Origin of the sequence: Kribbella sp. NPDC051587 (assembly GCF_044453945.1) — a bacterium.
Lineage (GTDB): Bacteria > Actinomycetota > Actinomycetes > Propionibacteriales > Kribbellaceae > Kribbella.
Genome location: NZ_JBITDE010000001.1, coordinates 14,507 through 31,095 on the forward strand (window position 1 = coordinate 14,507; position 16,589 = coordinate 31,095).

The following is a 16,589-nucleotide window of genomic DNA, read 5'->3' on the forward strand; positions in this document are numbered from 1 at the left end:
CGCTCGTGTCTGTGTTGAGCCCTATAAATGCAAAAACCCCTCGCTCAGGAGGGGACGCCGTACGGGCCGGCGCATGAAGCGCCTGAATGCCGGTACGGCTAACTAAGGAGCAGGCTCACTCGCATGGGACCACGATAGCACCACCGGCAGTGCCTATCGGGCACTCCGTACCGGACCCCCGGGCACAAGCATCAGGAGAACCGCCCAGATCGCCCGGAAGCGTGATTAGCGTCGAGCCAATCGCAACGACGTAGGGGGAACGCACCACATGAAGCACCTGGGCAAGACAGCCGCGACCGCCGCGCTCGTGCTGACCGCGCTGGCCACTCCGGCCGCGGTGGCACTGCAGGCCGACGGCGCCGAGGACAGCAGCAAGAAGATCGAGGAGATCCGGGGCCTCTACGAGAAGAAGTTCCAGCAGGAGTCCGTCCTCCGGGCCGACAGCACGGAGCACGTCTCGTTCTAGATGAACTCGGTTCCGCCTGAGCGCCGGTGCTCACCCGGTGTGCGGCCGTAGTGGCGTTTGAAGGCAGTGGAGAACGGACGGACGTCCGAATACCCACAGGCCCGAGCTACCTCGGTGACGGTGAGCGCCGGGTCCAGCAACAGCTGAGCGGCCAACTCGAGACGGAGCCGCCAGAGCGTGGACATGATCGACGCACCGGTCTGCTGCGTGAACAGCCGCTCCGCATGCCGCTCAGACAGATGTACGACGGCCGCTACGTCCCGGACCATGATCGGCCGGGACAGGTTGTCGCGCAGATGCCGCTGCATCGCCTCCACCACCAGCAGACCGCGGTCCCGCCGTACCGGCTCGACTGCCAAGTCATCGTCCAGTGCGAAGGCGCGGGCAGTCTCAAGCACCAGAGTGGAGCCAAGAGCGCTCAGAACAGCTGGATACCCAGAGACGGGCGCAGCGGCCTCCGAGGCGAGTGCTGTGATCAGAGCGGGCAGAGTGCCGACCCGCTGTGACAGCACCGGTCCGTCAGCGCGTGTGAGCCCCGACCACCAACCAGGTTCGTCAGAACCCGGGCGGAAGGTGAAGCCCCAGAAGGCGATGCCCAGTGGCTCACTGTGGCTCGACTCGATCTCATGGACGTCACCGGGCCGGGCGAGGAACAGCGACCCCGCCGCGACGTCGTACTGGACGGAGCCGTTGTTGAACCGGCCGGAGCCGGAGTAGGCCAGGCACACCTCGTGAAACGAGTGGCTGTGCCAGTAGTTGCGCCAGTACTCCGGCCGGTAGAACCCCCAGCTCAGGAAGTCCGCACGGAACCCGTCGACCTCGCAGGACTCCAGTAGTCCACCGAGGTCGACGAAACGGTCCGCATCAGCGACGTCCGCGAGGGTCAAACATTGCTCCTGCCGGTCGGGTCCACCCCACGCAGCATCATGCCCTGCCCGAGCGACCACTCGTGCGTCTTGACCGTCGGCGGGTCGGCCGGGTCGCGGTACTGGATCAGCCAGGTGGTGCGTGGCTGGTCGCTGACGTTCACCCCGGAGCCGTGCACGGTCAGGTAGGTGAAGAACAGCACGTCCCCCGCCTCGGCCGGCTGCGGCGTCGCGTCGTCGAACGGCACATCGGTGAGGTGGAACGAGCCCTCCGGGTCGTGCTCACGCGGACCGGACTTGTGACTGCCCGGGATGATCCGCACGCACCCCTTCTCGACCGGTGCGTCGTCGAAGTGGAAGATCGCCGCGCCGACCCGGTGGTACTGGTGCGGGAAGAACGGGTGGTCCTGGTGCAGCGGGAACGGCGAGCCGTTCTCCGGCGGCTTCACGAACAGCTTGGTGTGGTGCAGTTGGACGTTGTCCACGCCCATCACCGCAGCGGCCACGTCGGTGAACCGCGGGTCCACCAGCAGCTTCGCGAACTCCGCGTCGTAGAACTGTGCGTCGTGCAGGTGCTGCAGCCGGGTCGCGCCGTCGGCCAGTCCCATCGCGGACTGCCAGGTCGGGTCGTCCTTGCGGTTCAGCTGCGCCAGCAGGTCGTGGCTGCGGCCGCGATAGTACGCCGCTTCCTCCTTGCTGAGCAGGCCTTTCACCAGCACGAACCCCTGATCGGCGTACTGCGTCGCCAGGCTCGCCAACTCCGGCCTGGCCGGCGTGATCGTCATCTCGAAGCTCCTCGGTCTCGGGTACTTCGAGCGTAGAAAAACCGGCGCCCGGCCGGGAGGACCCGACCGGACGCCGATGTTCGTCAAACGGACACGGTTTACAAGCCGAGCTGCCCCAGCCGGACCGAGATCCGCGGGTCGGTGGAGATCACCGGAGCGCTCGTCCGCACCCACGGGTCGCCGCCGAAGTACGTCTTGAAGATGTTCTCGGCCGTCCGGGTGGCCAGCGCCTGCGACGTCAGGGTCGGGTTGGGCCCACCCAGACCGTTCGACAGCGCAGAGTTGTCGGCCACGAAGAGACCCTTCACCGCTCGGGTCTCGCCGGTCGGGTCCAGCACCGAGTTGTGCTCCGACGCCCCCATCCGCATCGACGACTGCACATGCAGGATGAGCGGCGCCCAGTCGATCCGATACACCTTGCGAGCACCGGCGCCCCGCAGCAGCTCGGCCGCCTTCCGCGCCATGAACTCGCGGTTCTTCAGCGTCCGCTTGGTCCGCTTGCGCTGCTGGAAGGTGACCTTCGGGATCGGCCCGTTCTCGTCGGCCGGCAGCGCCGAGGTGGTGACCCGGTTCTGCGCCTCGACGTCGTCGTCGGTGATCACCAGCACGGTCAGCAGCTTGTCGATGCCTCCGGCAAGGACCTCCTTGAGCTCCGGCCCCATCAACCGCCCGGCCGGCCCGTCCCACGGCCCGGTCTGGCCGCGCCCGTTCTTGTACTGCCCACGGATCCCGCTGTCCGACAGCGTGCCCGCGAACGCGTTCAGCGCCGGCGGCAGCCCGACGTTCTCCAGACCCCCGTACGGCGGGTAGTCCAGCCGCGCGCTTGACCCAACGCCCTTGGGGTTACCGGTGTAGTCGTCGAACGAACCGATCATCCAGTCGAAGAAGTGGTCGGTGTACCCACGCCCGACCCAGCCGTTCGGGTTCGGCAGTCCGCTGTTGAACCACAGCCGCGGGTTCTCGGTGCAACCACCCGACATCACCACAACACGGGCGTCCTCACGGTGCTCGTCACCGGTCACGTTGTCCCGCCACGTGACACCAGACGCAGTCAGTACGCCGTGCCGCGTCTCAGTGTGAATCCGCGTCACATATGCGTCGGCGATCAGCTCGGCCGGCTTGCCGTCGCGAGACCACACCTCGGCCGTCAGCGCCATCGGCACATAGCTGTTGTCCGTCGAGCGCTTCGCGAACTGGTTGCGCGGGGCCCCCTTCGGACGCATGCACCCTTGGAAGCAGTAACCACAGAACGTGCAGCCGGTCGCCTGCGGATAGTTCAGCAGGTTCTTGTCCGACGTCTTGCCCGCTGTCCCGCCGGGCTGCAGGATCGCGTTCTCCTGCGGCCGGTACGCCGGCCGATGGGTCGTCTTGGTGGTCTGCACCGGGAGCCCCATCGTCTCGGCGCCCTTGAAGAACATCTGCTCCTTGTGACCCATCGCCGCCGTCTGGACCGGCATCAGCGCCTCGACCCATTCGAAGTACGGAACCAGCTCCGAGTACGTGAACGGGAACCGGTGGTTCACGTCGTACTCGTTGCGGTCGGCACCTTCATAGCCGGCGAAGACCCCGGGATAAGCGCGCGGGTAGTTCCCGTAGAAGTGCTGCGTCGTCCCGCCCACGCCCGACAACTGCCAGACGAACGAGTTCTGCGGCCACTCCCGGTACCACGCCGGCTTGGAGCGGTCCGTCGGGCCGAGCCGGAAGTATCCGGTCAGCGGGTTGTTCGCGTCCTCCTCGAACGTCGACCACTCCTCGCGCGGCCTCGCATGCCGCGGTCCGGCCTCGAGCAGCAGGACATCCAGACCCTTGGCGGCCAACTCCTTGGCGACGACCGGTCCACCACCGCCGGCCCCGATCACGATCACGTCACGCATCAGTCGTGCACCTCCTTGCGTCCCTGGTAGTAACCGATGAAGTCGTCCCAGCCCTCGACCGGACCGTCCGGCTGATAACCGGTGAGCGTCCAGCCGACCGGTCGCTTCCGCAGCTTCTTCGCGTCGCGATCCAGTACGCCGTACTCGCTGTAGGCGCCGAAGGTGGCGAACTCGATCAGTGCGCCGCCGACGAACTTCAGCAGCCCCGACACCGATGCCTTCAACGGCTCGGGGAACTGCACGTCCAGCAACGCGACCAGGTCCGAGTCGGTCTTCTCGATCAGCTCGAAGGCGGAAGCCTTCTCGGCGTACGTCAGGCGCGCGAACGGCGACAGGTGCGGGCCGTTGACGGCGGCCGGGTTCACCTGGGTCGCCATCAGGTTCAGCAGGCCGGCGATCGGGAACGACAGCGGAATCGCCTCGTCGCTCTGCAGGAGCGCCGCGAACGCGTGGTCCAGATTGCGCAGCTCGGCCGGGAGCACCTCGAGCCCCGGCAGGTTGATACCGGTATCGGCCAGTCCCGTCACCAAGGCGGCACTGATCGGCTGGGCGAGCGCATCGGGGAACGGGACGAAGTTGTCCAGCGCGCTGATCATGAAGTCGGTCGCGCCGGCCTCCATCGCGCCGGGAGTCCGGCTGCTGGCGCGTTGCGTCCGGGAGTACTGGTCCGGGCCGGGTAGCGCGAAGGCGGTCAGACCGTTGAGAGTGTCGCGGGCGAGCGCCGCGAGGACGGGGCGGACGAGGTCCACCGCGGGCGGGAGAAGGGGGTTCGTGGCGGCGTCAGCGGGATTGAGCAGACTGCGTGTCAGCAGCCCGCCCCCTCCCAGCGCCGCGCCCAGAACCCCGATCCGGGCGAGGAACGCCCTTCGGGCAAGAGGAACTGCTGTAGGCATACGGGTCCTTCGGCAGATGGGGGCCACGCCGGAGTTCCCGCAGGGGTGGAACCACCGGCACCACTGGTCCTACAACGACCAGTGGTGCCGGGAGGTCACTCGTCCGCTGTGACCGGTACGGCGATCGGCCGCACCCGCGCCCAGAGCACGAACAGGGCGGCGAAGACCAGCATCCCGATCCCGCCCCACAGGTTGATGTTCACGCCGTCGGCTTTGGACACCTCGGCCGGGTCCGCGATCGCCCCGAGGATCGTCAGCACGATGCCGTAGATCCCGATCAGCGCTGCGATCACCACCCGGATGTCGAACGCTCCGGACTTCTTCTTCTCTGCCATCTCGAGCCTCTCCCGGTCAGCCGAAGACGATGTTCAGGACGATGACCATCGCCAGCGAGATCCCCGCCAGCACAGTCGGCTTGCGGTACCAGCCGTGATCGCCTTCCTGGGCGGTCTCGGTCCGGTCCTCCTTGGGCGTCAGCGAATACACCAGGCCCTTGAGCTCCTCGTCGGACTTGGCCTTGGTCCCCATGCTGACCAGGACACTGACCAGGATGTCGACCACGAAGGCCGCGCCGGCCCCGACGAAGCTCGCACCCTGACCCGGCAGGTTGATCACCCCGGTCTCGGACAGGATGAACACCAGGATGGCTGTCGACGTACCGGAGACCAGACCGACCCAGCCGGCCGCCGCGGTCATCCGCTTCCAGAACATACCGAGGATGAACGTGGCGAACAGCGGCGCGTTGAAGAACGAGAACAGCTGCTGCAGGTAGTCCATCAGGTTGCTGTAGCCGGACGCGATCGCCGCCGTACCGATCGCGACGATCGTGCCGCCGACGGTGAGCCAGCGCCCGGTCCGCAGGTAGAACGCGTCGTCGCGGTCCTTGATGATGTACCGCTCGATCAGGTCGTAGGTGACGACGGTGTTGAACGAGCTCAGGTTCGCCGCCATACCGGCCATGAACGAGGCCAGCAGACCGGTGATCGCCAGCCCCAGCATGCCGTTCGGCAGCAGGTCGCGCATCAGCAGCAGCAACGCGTCGTTGTAGGTCACCGAGCCGTTGCCGGTCGACTTCAGCTGCTGCAACTCCGGTACGGCGACCGCCGCGATGATGCCCGGGATGATCACGATGAACGGGATGAACATCTTCGGGAACGACCCGATGATCGGGGTCCGCCGGGCCGCGGACATGTTCTTCGACGCCAGCGCCCGTTGCACCTCGACGAAGTTCGTCGTCCAGTAGCCGAAGGACAGCACGAAGCCGAGTCCGAACACGAGCCCGATCACCGACAGGATGTCCGAGTTGAAACCGCTCAGCTCGGTGCCCGGCCAGGCGTGCAGCTGCTGCGCGCCGCCCTTCGGGGCCGCGGTGACCTTGTCGACCAGACCCTGCCAGCCGCCGACCTTGTGCAGCCCGATGATTGTCAACGGCAACAGTGCGGCCACGATCACGAAGAACTGCAGGACCTCGTTGTAGATCGCGGCGGACAGCCCGCCGAGCGTGATGTAGCTGAGCACGATCGCGGCGGCGATGATCAGCGACAGCCAGATCGGCCAGCCGAGCAGCACGTTGACGATGGTCGCCAGCAGGAACAGGTTCACGCCCGCGATCAGCACCTGCGCCACGGCGAAGCTGATCGCGTTCACCAGGTGCGCGGGTTTGCCGAACCGGCGCAGCATGAACTCGGGAACACTGCGGACCTTGGAGCCGTAGTAGAACGGCATCATCACGACGCCGAGGAACAGCATCGCGGGGATCGCGCCGATCCAGAAGTAGTGCACGGTCGGCATCCCGTACTGGGCGCCGTTCGCGGACATCCCCATGATCTCGATCGCGCCGAGGTTGGCCGAGATGAAGGCCAGGCCGGTCACCCAGGCGGGCAGCGAGCGGCCGGACAGGAAGAAGTCCAGACTGCTCGAGACCGCGCGTTTGGCCAGGTAGCCGATGCCCAGCACGAAGGCGAAGTACGTCGCGATGATGACGTAGTCGACGGCGTTCGCGTCGAGTCTCAGGACGGAGTCAAGTGGCAGCATCGGCCCTCCGGGTCGCTATCTAACGCATCGTGTTGTTACCGATTGGGAACGTTACTCCTACTTTCAACGACCAGCTTCGGCGACCCGCGTCTCCACCCGGATCTCCACCCGTGGACGGTCCTGCGAGACGACAGTGCCCATTTAGCGTCGGAGCATGTCCTTCGGAACCCTTCCCAACGCACTCGTCATGATCGCGATCGTGGTCGCGGTCCTCGTCCGCCGGCTGTCCTGGTCGGAACTCAAGAACTCCGACGCCGACGCCTGGCGCGGTCCGCTGATCATGTGCGGCGTCGGCGTCTACCAGCTCTACGGCAACCACCAGTACGGCGTCATCGACGTCACGCTCCTGGTCATCGGAGCCGTGGTCGCCCTGGTCGCCGGCTACGCCTCCGGCATGGTCGCGCAGGTCGAGCGGCGCGCCGGGAAGGTGTTCTACCGGCTCGGCCTCCCCGGACTCGGCATCATGGTGGCCTACCTGGTCATCCGCCTCGGGCTGGCCGGCGTCGGTCACCTGCTCGGCGCCGCCTCCACGATCGGTGGCGGTGCACTGATCCTGAGCCTGGGAGCGAACCTGCTCACCCAGTCGCTGGTGATCCAGGGCAAGGCACACCGCGAGGCAGAGGAGTACAGCGTCCGTTGAGGTCAAGACTCCCGGCTGGGATGCACGGCGACAGCGGCTGGCTCGGCCGGATCATGACCGCGGCCGTCGCCGTCGGCGTCCTGGCCACGGCGCGACCGGCCGACCACTGGGTCTGGTACGTCGTCGGTACCGGGCTGGCCGTCTTCCTGGCCGGCACCGTGCTGATGACGGTCCGCCCTCGCCTGGCGCTCGCACTGCTCGCGGCGGTCACGATCGGCACCTCGCTGGTCGCCGGCGTACCCAACTCCAACGCCTTGGTCCTGGTCCTGGTCTCGCTCACCACGATCGTGGTGGTCGACCTGACCCGCTCCGGGACCTGGCCGATCGTTGCCGTCGGCATCGGTGCCGCGCTCGGCCTCGCCGTCTCGGCCTGGTGGTTCGACCGCACCGACACCTGGTACCTGAGCCAGCTGATGTGGGAAGCGATCCTGATCGCCTTCGGCGTGAACCGCCGGCAGTACGAGATCCAGGTCAGGCAGACGCGCGAGCTGCTCGTCCAGACCCGCCGGGCGCAGGACGAGCAGGCGCGCGCCGCGACTCTCGAGGAACGCGGCCGCATCGCGCGCGACCTGCATGACGTCCTCGCGCACTCGCTCGGCGCCCTGAGCGTGCAGCTGGAAGTGGCCGAAGCCCTGCTCGATGAGCGCCGCGATGTGGACGGAGCCTTGGAGCGGGTACGACGCTCGCGCCGGCTGGCCGTCCAAGGCCTGGCTGAGGCCAGGAACGCGGTCGCGGCGCTCCGCGCGGACGACGTACCGGATCTTCCGCAGGCGCTGGCCGCGCTTGCCGAGCAGCACGAGACAGATCACGCCGTACAGATGCACTTTGCCGTCAGCGGGACGCCCAGCAAGCTCGACTCCGGAGTCACCGTTGCGTTGCTCAACGCGGCCCGGGAAGCTTTCACGAACGCCGCTAAGCATGCGCCTGGGCAACCGATCGACCTCGAGGTCCGGTACGACGCCGGCGTGCGGATCGTGGTTCGCAACGCGGGCGCGACGAGCGGCGAGGGATTCGGGCTGACCGGGATGCGGGAGCGACTGGCCCTGGTCGGTGGCACGCTGACCGCAGGCCCGGACGGGGACGACTGGCTCGTGATCGCGGAGGTGACGAATGACTGACAGCATCCGGGTGATCGTGGCCGACGACCAGCAGGTCGTCCGGGAAGGCCTGGTCGCGTTACTCGAACTGCTTGACGGGATCGAGGTCACCGGTGCCGCGGCGAACGGCGCCGAGGCGGTCGACCTCGTTGCTCAGGGCAACGTCGATGTCGTGCTGATGGATCTGCGGATGCCGGTCCTCGACGGAGTCGGTGCGACGGCCCGGATCACGGCCGAGTACCCGGAGGTCGCCGTACTGGTGCTGACGACGTACGCGGACGACGAGTCGATCGCCGGTGCACTCAGGGCCGGGGCGCGTGGATATCTGACCAAGGACGCCGGCCGCACCGAGATCGGGGCGGCCCTGCGATCGACCGCAGCCGGTCAATCCACCTTCGACCCTGAGGTGTCCAAACGGCTCATCGCGGGGCTCGCCCCCGAGCCGTCGACCAACGACGGTCTCACCACCCGCGAGACCGAGGTGCTGCGGCTGATCGCGCGCGGGCTGAGCAATCCGGAGATCGCCGCGCAACTGTTCATCAGTGAGGCGACCGTGAAGACGCACATCAACAACACGTTCGCCAAGATCGGCGCCCGGCACCGCGCGGAGGCGGTCCGGTACGCCTATCGCCAGGGACTCGTGTCAGATCTTTAGCTCGGCGACGACCGGGCGGTGATCACTGCCGGTCGGGTCCATCACCCATGCCTTGGTCGGCTGCACGCCGCGCACCAGGATGTGGTCGATCCGCGCCATCGGGAACGCCGACGGCCAGGTGAAACCGAACCCGTGGCCGGCCGCGCCCTGCGCCGAGCGCAGACCGGCGGTCAACGGCGCCAGGCTGCGGTCGGTCGCCGTACCGTTGAAGTCGCCCATCACGATCACGCCGGCCAGCCGCTCGTCGGCGATCTGCCGACCGAGCGCGCGGATCGTCTTGTTGCGCTGGTCGGAGGTGAAGCCGCTGGTCCCGACCCGGACCGAGGCCAGGTGCGCGACGTACACGGCGACCTTGCCCTCCGGGGTGTCGACCTCGGCCCGCAGCGCCCGGGTCCAGGCGAAGCCGACGTCGACCGACTCACTCTCCTCGACCGGGTACTTCGACCAGAGCGCGACGGTGTCCCGCGTTACCTGATGCGGATACTTCTTGGCGAAGGCAGCCTTGTAGACCTTGAGATCGGCCGCGGTCAGCTCCTCCAGCGCGACGACATCCGCATCGGCCGCGAGCAGGTCCCGCGCCGTCCGCTCCGGATCCGGATTGGCCGCGTCCACGTTGTGCGACAGCACGCGCAGGTCGTAGGCGCCACCGGACGACTTCGGGATCAGCTGGTTGCCGAACATCCCACCCCACACGAGTGCGGGCAGCAGCAACGCGACCCCGGCGATCGCGGAACGCCGTACCAGCGCGGCAACGGCCAGGATCGGTACGGCGAGGCCCACCCAGGGCAGGAACGTGTCGAGCAGACTGCCCAGATTGCCGATCGAGTTCGGCACCCAGCGGTGGAACAGCAGCGGCAGTGCGGACAGCACCGCAAGCACCGCGATGAACCAGCCACGACGCCACTTGCCGTTCTTCCGCGCACGACGGGGGTTGGCCCGCTGTGGCGGCCGTTTGGTCGCGAGGGTCGCAGTGGTGTTGGACATGAGGCGATTGTTGCGGACTCTCCGGCTCTGCCAAAGTCCACGCAGGGTTCTATACGTCGATTTCATCCTTGCGGACGACCGATCAGGCCGAAGGGATTAGACACGTGTGAGAGCACTGGTGCGTTCGGCGGATAACGCTGACAATGCGGGGTATGCCGCCTGATCAAAGTGTGGAGCCTTTCGTCGTCAAGCGACATGGGCTGGGCACCACCAAGACGATGCTGCTGTTCTGTGCGCTGCTGGTCGGCGCCGAGGTGTTGGTCACGGTGCTGGCCGTGGTGATCGCGCGCGCTCAGGGCAACTCCGTCCGTGACGGGCTGGAGACGATCTGGCTGTCCTGGGGCGGCAGCCCGCTGATCTTCGCGCTGGGGATGCCGTTCCTGTTGCTGATCGGCGCGATCACCGCGCTGGAGGAACGGCAGCAGGCCGACGAGGACGACGTACTGCTGTCCATCGACGCCGTCGGCGTCCACCTCGGCGGCGCGCAACCGCGCACGGTCGGCTGGGCCGAGGTCCGCGGCATCTGCCGGATCGAACGACCGTTGGGCAACCCCGAGGACGAGGAGTGGGAACCCTACCTGGTCGTCCTGCTGCACACCGACGAGGCACTCCCCCGCAGCTCCAAGGCCTGGGGACCGTCGCGGCCGTGGCCCGGCTCCCACGAGGTCATCGGACGTGCCATGCCGTACGACGATCTCGTGGCGGCCGTTGCCCGCTACGCCCCTGAGATCCCGGTCACGGATCGCGGGCACGTTCCGGACTAGCCTCGAGGCATGACAGTTGCCGATCTGAACAGCCCCGAGGAACAGGCCCGCTACGACCGCGGCCTCGCCGTACTGAATGCCGTCGACGGCGGCTCGGCGCCCGCTGTGATGGAGAGCCTGGGTGACATCGCTCCCGCGCTCGCCCACCACATCGTCGCCTTCGGCTTCGGCGACATCTACGCACGCCCTGGCCTCGACCCGAAGCAGCGCCAACTCGTCACGCTGGGCATCCTGACCGCCCTCGGCGGCTGCGAGCCCCAACTGGAGGTCCACATCAAGACCTCCCTCAACGTCGGACTCACCCCCACCGAGATCGTCGAAACCTTCACCCACGCTGCCGGCTACGCCGGCTTCCCCCGCGCCCTCAACGCCATCACCGTCGCCAAAAAAGTCTTCGCCGACCGCGGTCTCCTCCCCGTCACCCCCTAACGTCCGAACGATCGGAGGGCCCCTCTCCGGTTTTTCGGACGTCGCGAACGCCGCTCCCACAACGTCCGAAGGATCGGTGGGCGTGGTCTGCGGTTTTTCGGACGTTAGCTTTTGGTGGTGAGAAGGGTTTCGAGGTCGGTGAGGGTGGCCATGGCGCCGAGGGGGCCGAGGCCGAGGAACCAGACCTCGTCGTCGACGCGCTTGGCGTGGCCGGCCTTGACGGCCGGGAGTGCCTTCCAGAGGTTGCCGTTGACAACCTGTGTCTCCTTGGTACCGGTGATCGGGCCGAAGCTGGAGTAGAAGATCCAGTCGCCGTCGGCCTGGCCGATGTTCTCCTCGGAGACCTCGACCGCGAGGTCCTGGACGTCCTGCACCTTGGGCCGCGGCAGGCCGATGTCCTTCAGGATCACGCCGATGAAGGACAGGTTGCCGTAGAGCCGGATCTCCGCCGGGCGGAACCGGACCAGGGAGATCGTCGGCGAACCCTGGACCTTGCCCTTCACCTCGTCGGCGCGCTTCTGGTAGTCGTTCAGGATCTGGGTGGCCTTGTCCTCCGCGCCGACCGCGTCCGCGACCAGCAGGAAGTTCTCCTTCCAGGGGAACCCGGGCCGGATGCTCATCACCGTCGGCGCGATCGCGTTCAGCTTGCTGTACAGGGTGGCGGCGCGCAGCTTGCTGCCCAGGATCAGGTCGGGCTTGAGCGCCGCGATCGCCTCGAGGTTCAGCTCGCTGACCCCGCCGACCGTTTTGATCCCCTGCGCCTTGTCCGCCAGGTACGACGGTACGCCGTTCTGGCCGGTGTTGGTCGCCATGCCGACCGGGGTGATGCCGAGCGCGAGCACGTCGTCCAGCTCACCGCTGTCCAGCACGACAACGCGCTCGGGCCTCTTGTCCAGCTTGGCCTCGCCGAGCGCGTGCTTGACGGTGCGCGGGAACACTCCCGGCCGCGCGTCCGAGCCGAGCTTGGCCGTCTCCGCGTCGGCGGTCTTGAACAGCCGCCCACCGGTGGCGACTTCGGTGTCCCCCGCGCCGGTGTTCGCACTCTTGGTGTCGTTCCCACCACAGCCGGCGAACGCGAGGACGGCGGTCGCGGCGACGATTCCGATCAGTCTCTTCACGAACGTTGAGACTACAACAAGTTTGGCTAGGCTTACCTCACCAAGTCCACCGATTGACCGGCCTGGAGCTCGACCACGAGTTCCCTTCCCGGCAAGGCGATCCGGTGCAGTCCGGTGCGCGAGGCAACCACCGACGCCTTGGTCAGCTGCCCACCCTGCCAGCTGACGTCGAACGTCAGCCCGCCGCGAGCCCGCAGACCACGGAAATACCCGTCCGGCCACGCTTTCGGCAGCGCCGGCAGCAGCCGAATCACGTCGGTATGACTCTGGATCAGCAGCTCCGGAATGCAGCCCGTCATGCCGAAGTTCGCGTCGATCTGGAAGATACCGCCGTCGCGGTGCAGCAGATTGTCCGAGACCAGTCGCGCCAGATAGTCCTGGATGACCTCGGATGCCCGTTCAGGCTCGAACAACCGCGCCCACAGGGCAACCAACCAGGCCGCAGTCCAGCCACCGTTCGTTGCACCATCGGTCCTTACCTGCAGTGATCTCCGCGCCGCCTCGGCCCACTCCGGCGTACGGGCCGGGTCGATCTCCGCGCCAGGGTGCAGACCGTAGAGGTGCGACTGGTGCCGGTGGTTGATCTCGGAGGGCGTCCAGTCGGTCGGCCACTCGTGGAGCCGCCCGTCGGGCGTGATCCGGATCTCCGGCAACCGCTCCCGCGCTTTCTGGGCCTGCTCATTGAGGTCTGAGGTCAATCCCAGCGCGGTCTCGGCCTCGGCGAGGTTGGCGAACAGCTCACGGATCAGCCAGATGTCGTACGTCGACGTCAGGTCGACCGAGGCCCTCTCCCCCGACGGCAGCACGAAATGATGTTCCGGCGCGGTCGACGGGACGAACTGCAACCGCCCCTCGCCGTCCTCGACCAGCATCGCCAGCACGAACTCGGCCGCACCAGCGATCAACGGATAAGAGCGCTCACGCAGCAACTTCAGGTCCTGGCCGAATCGGTAGTGCTCCATGAGATGCGCCGTCAGCCAGACTCCACACGTCGCGCACATCGCCCAGACGGGATCATCACCACCTTCGCCAACTGGCCAGGTCGCGGCCCAGATGTCCGAGTTGTGGTGCGACACCCAGCCGGGAGCGTCGTACAGGATCTTTGCTGTGGTGGCGCCGGAGGCTGCCAGGGCCTCCAGGTTGTCGATGAGTGGTTCGAAGCACTCGCTCAGCCCGGTGACGTCGGCCGGCCAGTAGTTCATCTGGGTGTTGATGTTGTTGGTCCAGTCGCTGGCCCACATCGGCCGGCGGTCCTGGTTCCAGATGCCTTGCAGGTTCGCCGCCTGCGTGCCCGGTCGCGAGGACGCGATCAGCAGATAACGGCCGAAGTTGAACATCAGCGCGACCAGGTCCGGATCGTCGGTCCCGATCCGCTCATCGGTCGGCAGGTCAACCGCCGTACCCAACTGAAGCTCCGCACGCCCGTACAACGCCTGATGATCCTCGACATGCCGCTCACGCAGCTTGTCGAGCTCAACAGCAGCCAGTACGTCGGTTGCCGCGCGCAACGCGGTGAGCGGATCACGCCCGGGTGGTACCGACCACCCTTGGAACGTACTCGCCGCGGCCAGCAACACCGTCACACTGTCAGCACCACGAACGGTCACGCCGTCCGCGGACGTGATGACCTCACCACTCGCAGCGTGGACCTGCAGCGCGATCCCGAACCCGATCCCGTGACCGTCGCGGTACTGGATCGGATCCGGGCTCTCGCGATACTCGATCGTCAACTCCGACGGAGCGTGGCCGACAGCGTTGTAGATGCCCTCGGCAACATTCGTTTGCACCGGGTGCTGACTCTCCAGGCTGAGGTCCAGATCGATCGCACCGGCCTGGTCGGCCGTGATCGTCCAGACCAGCACCTGGTCCGGCGCGGAGACATATGTCTCGCGCCGGAACCGCGTCCCCTCCACTGTGTAGTCGACGCCGACCACGCCGGTCTGCAGGTCGAGGCTCCGGCGGTAGTCGCCGGCCTCCCCCGCCGTGCGGATCAGCAGATCGGCGAGCGGCTGGTACGACTCGACCAGCGGACCCTGCAAGGCCCGCGTCCGCTCGGTCGCCGCCAACCGATCACCGTCGGCCAGTAACAACCGCCGTACGTCGGCCAACGTCTCCGGACCGCCCGTCACCTCCAGCTCGCGCGGCCCGTCGCCGGACCACACGTCGTCGAGGTTCAGGGCGATCCGTTCCGTACCGACCCGGCCGAACACCTTCGCTCCGAGGTGCCCGTTGCCCACCGGCAACGCCTCGACCCAGTCCGGCGCGGGAGTACGGAACCACAGTTCGTGGGACATGAGTGCTACTTGCTCCCGGACTTGTACTTGTCGTACGCCTGCTGGTTGATCTCCAGGTACCGCGGCATGCCGGTGCTGTCGAGACCCTTCACATACGCGTCCCACTCCGTGTCGATGTTCTTCGACCCGGTGATGAACGCGAGCTGGTTCTGGTTCACATACGTGCTCAGGTTCGTCTGGAGGGTGGCCAGTTCACCACTGAGGCTGGGGTCCGGCCAGACCGAGGTCTGCGGGAACCACAGCGACTTGTCCTCGTGACCGACGTACTTCTTGGTCGTCTCCTGGTAGAGCCGCCGCTCGAGACCCGCGGCCGAGTAGACGTCCGCCGGCACGGCCTGCTCGTTGCGGTAGGCAAGCGTCACGTTGTACTGCGCCATCGCGTCCCAGGAGATGTTCTTCTTGTGCTCGTCCTCACCGAAGCGGTAGTAGCCGACCTTGGTCTTGTCGTCGAGCGCGATGTCACCAGGACGCGGCGCGGACCAGCCGACCCCTTCCGGACCCATGATGGCGATCTTGCGGCCCTCGTCGCTGTAGATGTAGTCGAGCATCTTGATCGCGGCGACCTGTGCCTCCTTGCTGGCCTTGTTGGTCAGCATGAAGGTGTAGCCGGTCGAGCTCGGGTAGTTGTACCCGGTGTAGCTCTTGCCGTCCGGACCCGTCAGCGGCGGCACCGCGTCGTACTGCTTGTCGCGACCGTCCTTCGAACCGAGCTGGACGAAGATGCCCGGCCAGAGCACCGGCACGGATCCGACCACGACCGCCTTCGGGTTGTTGCCCTGCGCCTGCAGCGCCTGCGCGTTCTGGGTGAACGCGGTCTGGTCGATCAGGCCTTCCTTGTACAGCGAGTTGATGTACTTCAGGCCCGCCTTCCACGCGTCGGTGTTGACCGGCGTGGCGACCTTGTCACCGTTCAGCTCGAGCAGCGACCGGTTGCCGTTGTTGGCGCCGACCGGGTTATAGGCGAACGCGCTCATCAGGTAGCCCATCAGGCTGCTGTCCTGAACGTCGGTGGTCAGGGGGATCTCGTCCGCCTTGCCGTTACCGTTCGGGTCCTGGGTCTTGAACGCCTGCAGGACCTTGCGCAGGTCCTCGGTGGTCTTCGGCACCTGGAGGTTGAGCTTCTTCAGCCAGGCGCTGTTCATCCACAGCTTGTCCGGGTAGGTGCAGTGCACACAGTCCGACCACTGCGGCAGCGCGTAGATGTGACCGTCGGGTGCGGTCGACATCTCCTTCAGGGTCTTGTTGGCGTCGAGCTCCTTCTGGATGTTCGGCGCGTTGTCCTTGATCAGCTGCTCGAGCGGCTGCGCGACCCCCTGGGTGCCGAGCTTGAGCACCTCGGCCTGCGAGAAGCCGTCCACCCACGGGATCAGCATGAACAGGTCGGGGTAGTCGCCACTGGCCAGCGCGATCTGCCGCTTCTCCTTGGCCGCGCCGGCGTCGTACGTCGTGGTCTGCCAGCGGAACTGGATCTTGAACTTGTCGCTCATGATCTTGCTGACCGGGTTGCTGTCCCAGTTGTCGTCCGGACCCTGCGGGCCGAACGTGTCGATGATGACCTTGCCGTCGGCAGAGGTCTCGTTCGCCGCCCCGTCGGTCTTGTCCGAGCTGCACGCCGCGAGGGCGAGCAGGGCGGCCGCGGACAGGGCCGCGACCTTGCTCACGGATGAGCGCATTGCTGTGTTCCTTTCTC

General features: G+C 66.9%; 16 protein-coding genes. 6 read left to right on the top strand and 10 right to left on the bottom strand.

Annotated elements, in window-relative coordinates:
* Nucleotides 1-268: 268 nt before the first annotated feature.
* A complete protein-coding gene (locus ACIA49_RS00050; protein WP_396374840.1) occupies nt 269-466 on the top strand; it encodes a DUF3574 domain-containing protein in 198 nt (65 codons plus the stop codon).
* On the opposite strand, the gene ACIA49_RS00055 is transcribed toward ACIA49_RS00050, so the two are convergent.
* The 6 genes from ACIA49_RS00055 to ACIA49_RS00080 form a co-directional block, all read right to left on the bottom strand.
* Nucleotides 463-1,353 (bottom strand): helix-turn-helix domain-containing protein, encoded by an 891-nt coding sequence (locus ACIA49_RS00055; RefSeq protein WP_396374841.1) that lies wholly within the window; start codon nt 1,351-1,353, stop codon nt 463-465. The two genes, ACIA49_RS00050 and ACIA49_RS00055, sit on opposite strands and share 4 nt — an antisense overlap.
* Nucleotides 1,350-2,117, bottom strand: coding sequence for a phytanoyl-CoA dioxygenase family protein (locus ACIA49_RS00060; RefSeq protein ID WP_396374842.1), 768 nt, complete (start codon nt 2,115-2,117; stop codon nt 1,350-1,352). Before ACIA49_RS00060 ends, ACIA49_RS00055 begins: the two co-directional genes overlap by 4 nt.
* Nucleotides 2,118-2,215: 98 nt before the next feature.
* The gene (locus ACIA49_RS00065; RefSeq protein WP_396374843.1) at nt 2,216-3,991 is read right to left on the bottom strand and encodes a GMC family oxidoreductase N-terminal domain-containing protein; all 1,776 of its coding nucleotides are present in this window, start codon (nt 3,989-3,991) and stop codon (nt 2,216-2,218) included.
* A complete protein-coding gene (locus ACIA49_RS00070; RefSeq protein ID WP_396374844.1) occupies nt 3,991-4,884 on the bottom strand; it encodes a hypothetical protein in 894 nt (297 codons plus the stop codon). Before ACIA49_RS00070 ends, ACIA49_RS00065 begins: the two co-directional genes overlap by 1 nt.
* 95 nt (nt 4,885-4,979) lie before the next feature.
* On the bottom strand, nt 4,980-5,219 hold the full coding sequence (locus ACIA49_RS00075; protein ID WP_396374845.1) for a hypothetical protein: 240 nt from the start codon (nt 5,217-5,219) through the stop codon (nt 4,980-4,982).
* Nucleotides 5,220-5,235: 16 nt separating this feature from the next.
* On the bottom strand, nt 5,236-6,915 hold the full coding sequence (locus ACIA49_RS00080; protein WP_396376019.1) for a sodium:solute symporter family protein: 1,680 nt from the start codon (nt 6,913-6,915) through the stop codon (nt 5,236-5,238).
* 157 nt (nt 6,916-7,072) lie between these two features.
* Between ACIA49_RS00080 and ACIA49_RS00085 the strand changes: the two genes are divergently transcribed.
* The 3 genes from ACIA49_RS00085 to ACIA49_RS00095 are packed head-to-tail and all read left to right on the top strand — an operon-like array spanning nt 7,073 to nt 9,310.
* Nucleotides 7,073-7,558: a hypothetical protein gene (locus ACIA49_RS00085; RefSeq protein ID WP_396374846.1), complete on the top strand. Its 486-nt coding sequence runs from the start codon at nt 7,073-7,075 to the stop codon at nt 7,556-7,558.
* Nucleotides 7,555-8,676, top strand: a complete 1,122-nt coding sequence (locus tag ACIA49_RS00090) for a sensor histidine kinase (RefSeq protein ID WP_396374847.1) — start codon at nt 7,555-7,557, stop codon at nt 8,674-8,676. Before ACIA49_RS00085 ends, ACIA49_RS00090 begins: the two co-directional genes overlap by 4 nt.
* Nucleotides 8,669-9,310: a response regulator gene (locus ACIA49_RS00095; protein WP_396374848.1), complete on the top strand. Its 642-nt coding sequence runs from the start codon at nt 8,669-8,671 to the stop codon at nt 9,308-9,310. The genes ACIA49_RS00090 and ACIA49_RS00095 overlap by 8 nt, the downstream gene beginning before the upstream one ends.
* Here ACIA49_RS00095 and ACIA49_RS00100 read toward each other — a convergent pair.
* On the bottom strand, nt 9,299-10,294 hold the full coding sequence (locus tag ACIA49_RS00100) for an endonuclease/exonuclease/phosphatase family protein (RefSeq protein WP_396374849.1): 996 nt from the start codon (nt 10,292-10,294) through the stop codon (nt 9,299-9,301). The genes ACIA49_RS00095 and ACIA49_RS00100 overlap by 12 nt on opposite strands.
* 152 nt (nt 10,295-10,446) lie before the next feature.
* Between ACIA49_RS00100 and ACIA49_RS00105 the strand changes: the two genes are divergently transcribed.
* Nucleotides 10,447-11,058 carry a hypothetical protein gene (locus ACIA49_RS00105; RefSeq protein WP_396374850.1) on the top strand — a complete coding sequence of 204 codons (612 nt, stop codon included), beginning with the start codon at nt 10,447-10,449 and terminating at the stop codon, nt 11,056-11,058.
* A gap of 9 nt (nt 11,059-11,067) precedes the next feature.
* Nucleotides 11,068-11,487: a carboxymuconolactone decarboxylase family protein gene (locus tag ACIA49_RS00110; RefSeq protein ID WP_396374851.1), complete on the top strand. Its 420-nt coding sequence runs from the start codon at nt 11,068-11,070 to the stop codon at nt 11,485-11,487.
* Nucleotides 11,488-11,591: 104 nt separating this feature from the next.
* Here the strand turns inward: ACIA49_RS00110 and ACIA49_RS00115 are convergent, their stop codons facing one another.
* From ACIA49_RS00115 to ACIA49_RS00125, 3 genes are read right to left on the bottom strand one after another with little or no spacing between them, the layout of a single operon-like run.
* Nucleotides 11,592-12,605 carry an ABC transporter substrate-binding protein gene (locus ACIA49_RS00115; protein WP_396374852.1) on the bottom strand — a complete coding sequence of 338 codons (1,014 nt, stop codon included), beginning with the start codon at nt 12,603-12,605 and terminating at the stop codon, nt 11,592-11,594.
* A 32-nt stretch (nt 12,606-12,637) separates the two neighbouring features.
* Nucleotides 12,638-14,899: a glycosyl hydrolase family 95 catalytic domain-containing protein gene (locus tag ACIA49_RS00120; protein WP_396374853.1), complete on the bottom strand. Its 2,262-nt coding sequence runs from the start codon at nt 14,897-14,899 to the stop codon at nt 12,638-12,640.
* A gap of 5 nt (nt 14,900-14,904) precedes the next feature.
* Nucleotides 14,905-16,572, bottom strand: a complete 1,668-nt coding sequence (locus ACIA49_RS00125) for an ABC transporter substrate-binding protein (protein WP_396374854.1) — start codon at nt 16,570-16,572, stop codon at nt 14,905-14,907.
* Between the last annotated feature and the right edge of the window lie 17 nt (nt 16,573-16,589).

What these genes read in the sequence shown, in the direction of transcription:
- ACIA49_RS00050 (WP_396374840.1), top strand. Translation starts at nt 269, where the DNA reads ATGAAGCACCTGGGCAAGACAGCCGCGACCGCCGCGCTCGTGCTGACC.
- ACIA49_RS00060 (WP_396374842.1), bottom strand. Translation starts at nt 2,117, where the DNA reads ATGACGATCACGCCGGCCAGGCCGGAGTTGGCGAGCCTGGCGACGCAG.
- ACIA49_RS00065 (WP_396374843.1), bottom strand. Translation starts at nt 3,991, where the DNA reads ATGCGTGACGTGATCGTGATCGGGGCCGGCGGTGGTGGACCGGTCGTC.
- ACIA49_RS00070 (WP_396374844.1), bottom strand. Translation starts at nt 4,884, where the DNA reads ATGCCTACAGCAGTTCCTCTTGCCCGAAGGGCGTTCCTCGCCCGGATC.
- ACIA49_RS00075 (WP_396374845.1), bottom strand. Translation starts at nt 5,219, where the DNA reads ATGGCAGAGAAGAAGAAGTCCGGAGCGTTCGACATCCGGGTGGTGATC.
- ACIA49_RS00085 (WP_396374846.1), top strand. Translation starts at nt 7,073, where the DNA reads ATGTCCTTCGGAACCCTTCCCAACGCACTCGTCATGATCGCGATCGTG.
- ACIA49_RS00095 (WP_396374848.1), top strand. Translation starts at nt 8,669, where the DNA reads ATGACTGACAGCATCCGGGTGATCGTGGCCGACGACCAGCAGGTCGTC.
- ACIA49_RS00100 (WP_396374849.1), bottom strand. Translation starts at nt 10,294, where the DNA reads ATGTCCAACACCACTGCGACCCTCGCGACCAAACGGCCGCCACAGCGG.
- ACIA49_RS00105 (WP_396374850.1), top strand. Translation starts at nt 10,447, where the DNA reads ATGCCGCCTGATCAAAGTGTGGAGCCTTTCGTCGTCAAGCGACATGGG.
- ACIA49_RS00110 (WP_396374851.1), top strand. Translation starts at nt 11,068, where the DNA reads ATGACAGTTGCCGATCTGAACAGCCCCGAGGAACAGGCCCGCTACGAC.
- ACIA49_RS00120 (WP_396374853.1), bottom strand. Translation starts at nt 14,899, where the DNA reads ATGTCCCACGAACTGTGGTTCCGTACTCCCGCGCCGGACTGGGTCGAG.
- ACIA49_RS00125 (WP_396374854.1), bottom strand. Translation starts at nt 16,572, where the DNA reads ATGCGCTCATCCGTGAGCAAGGTCGCGGCCCTGTCCGCGGCCGCCCTG.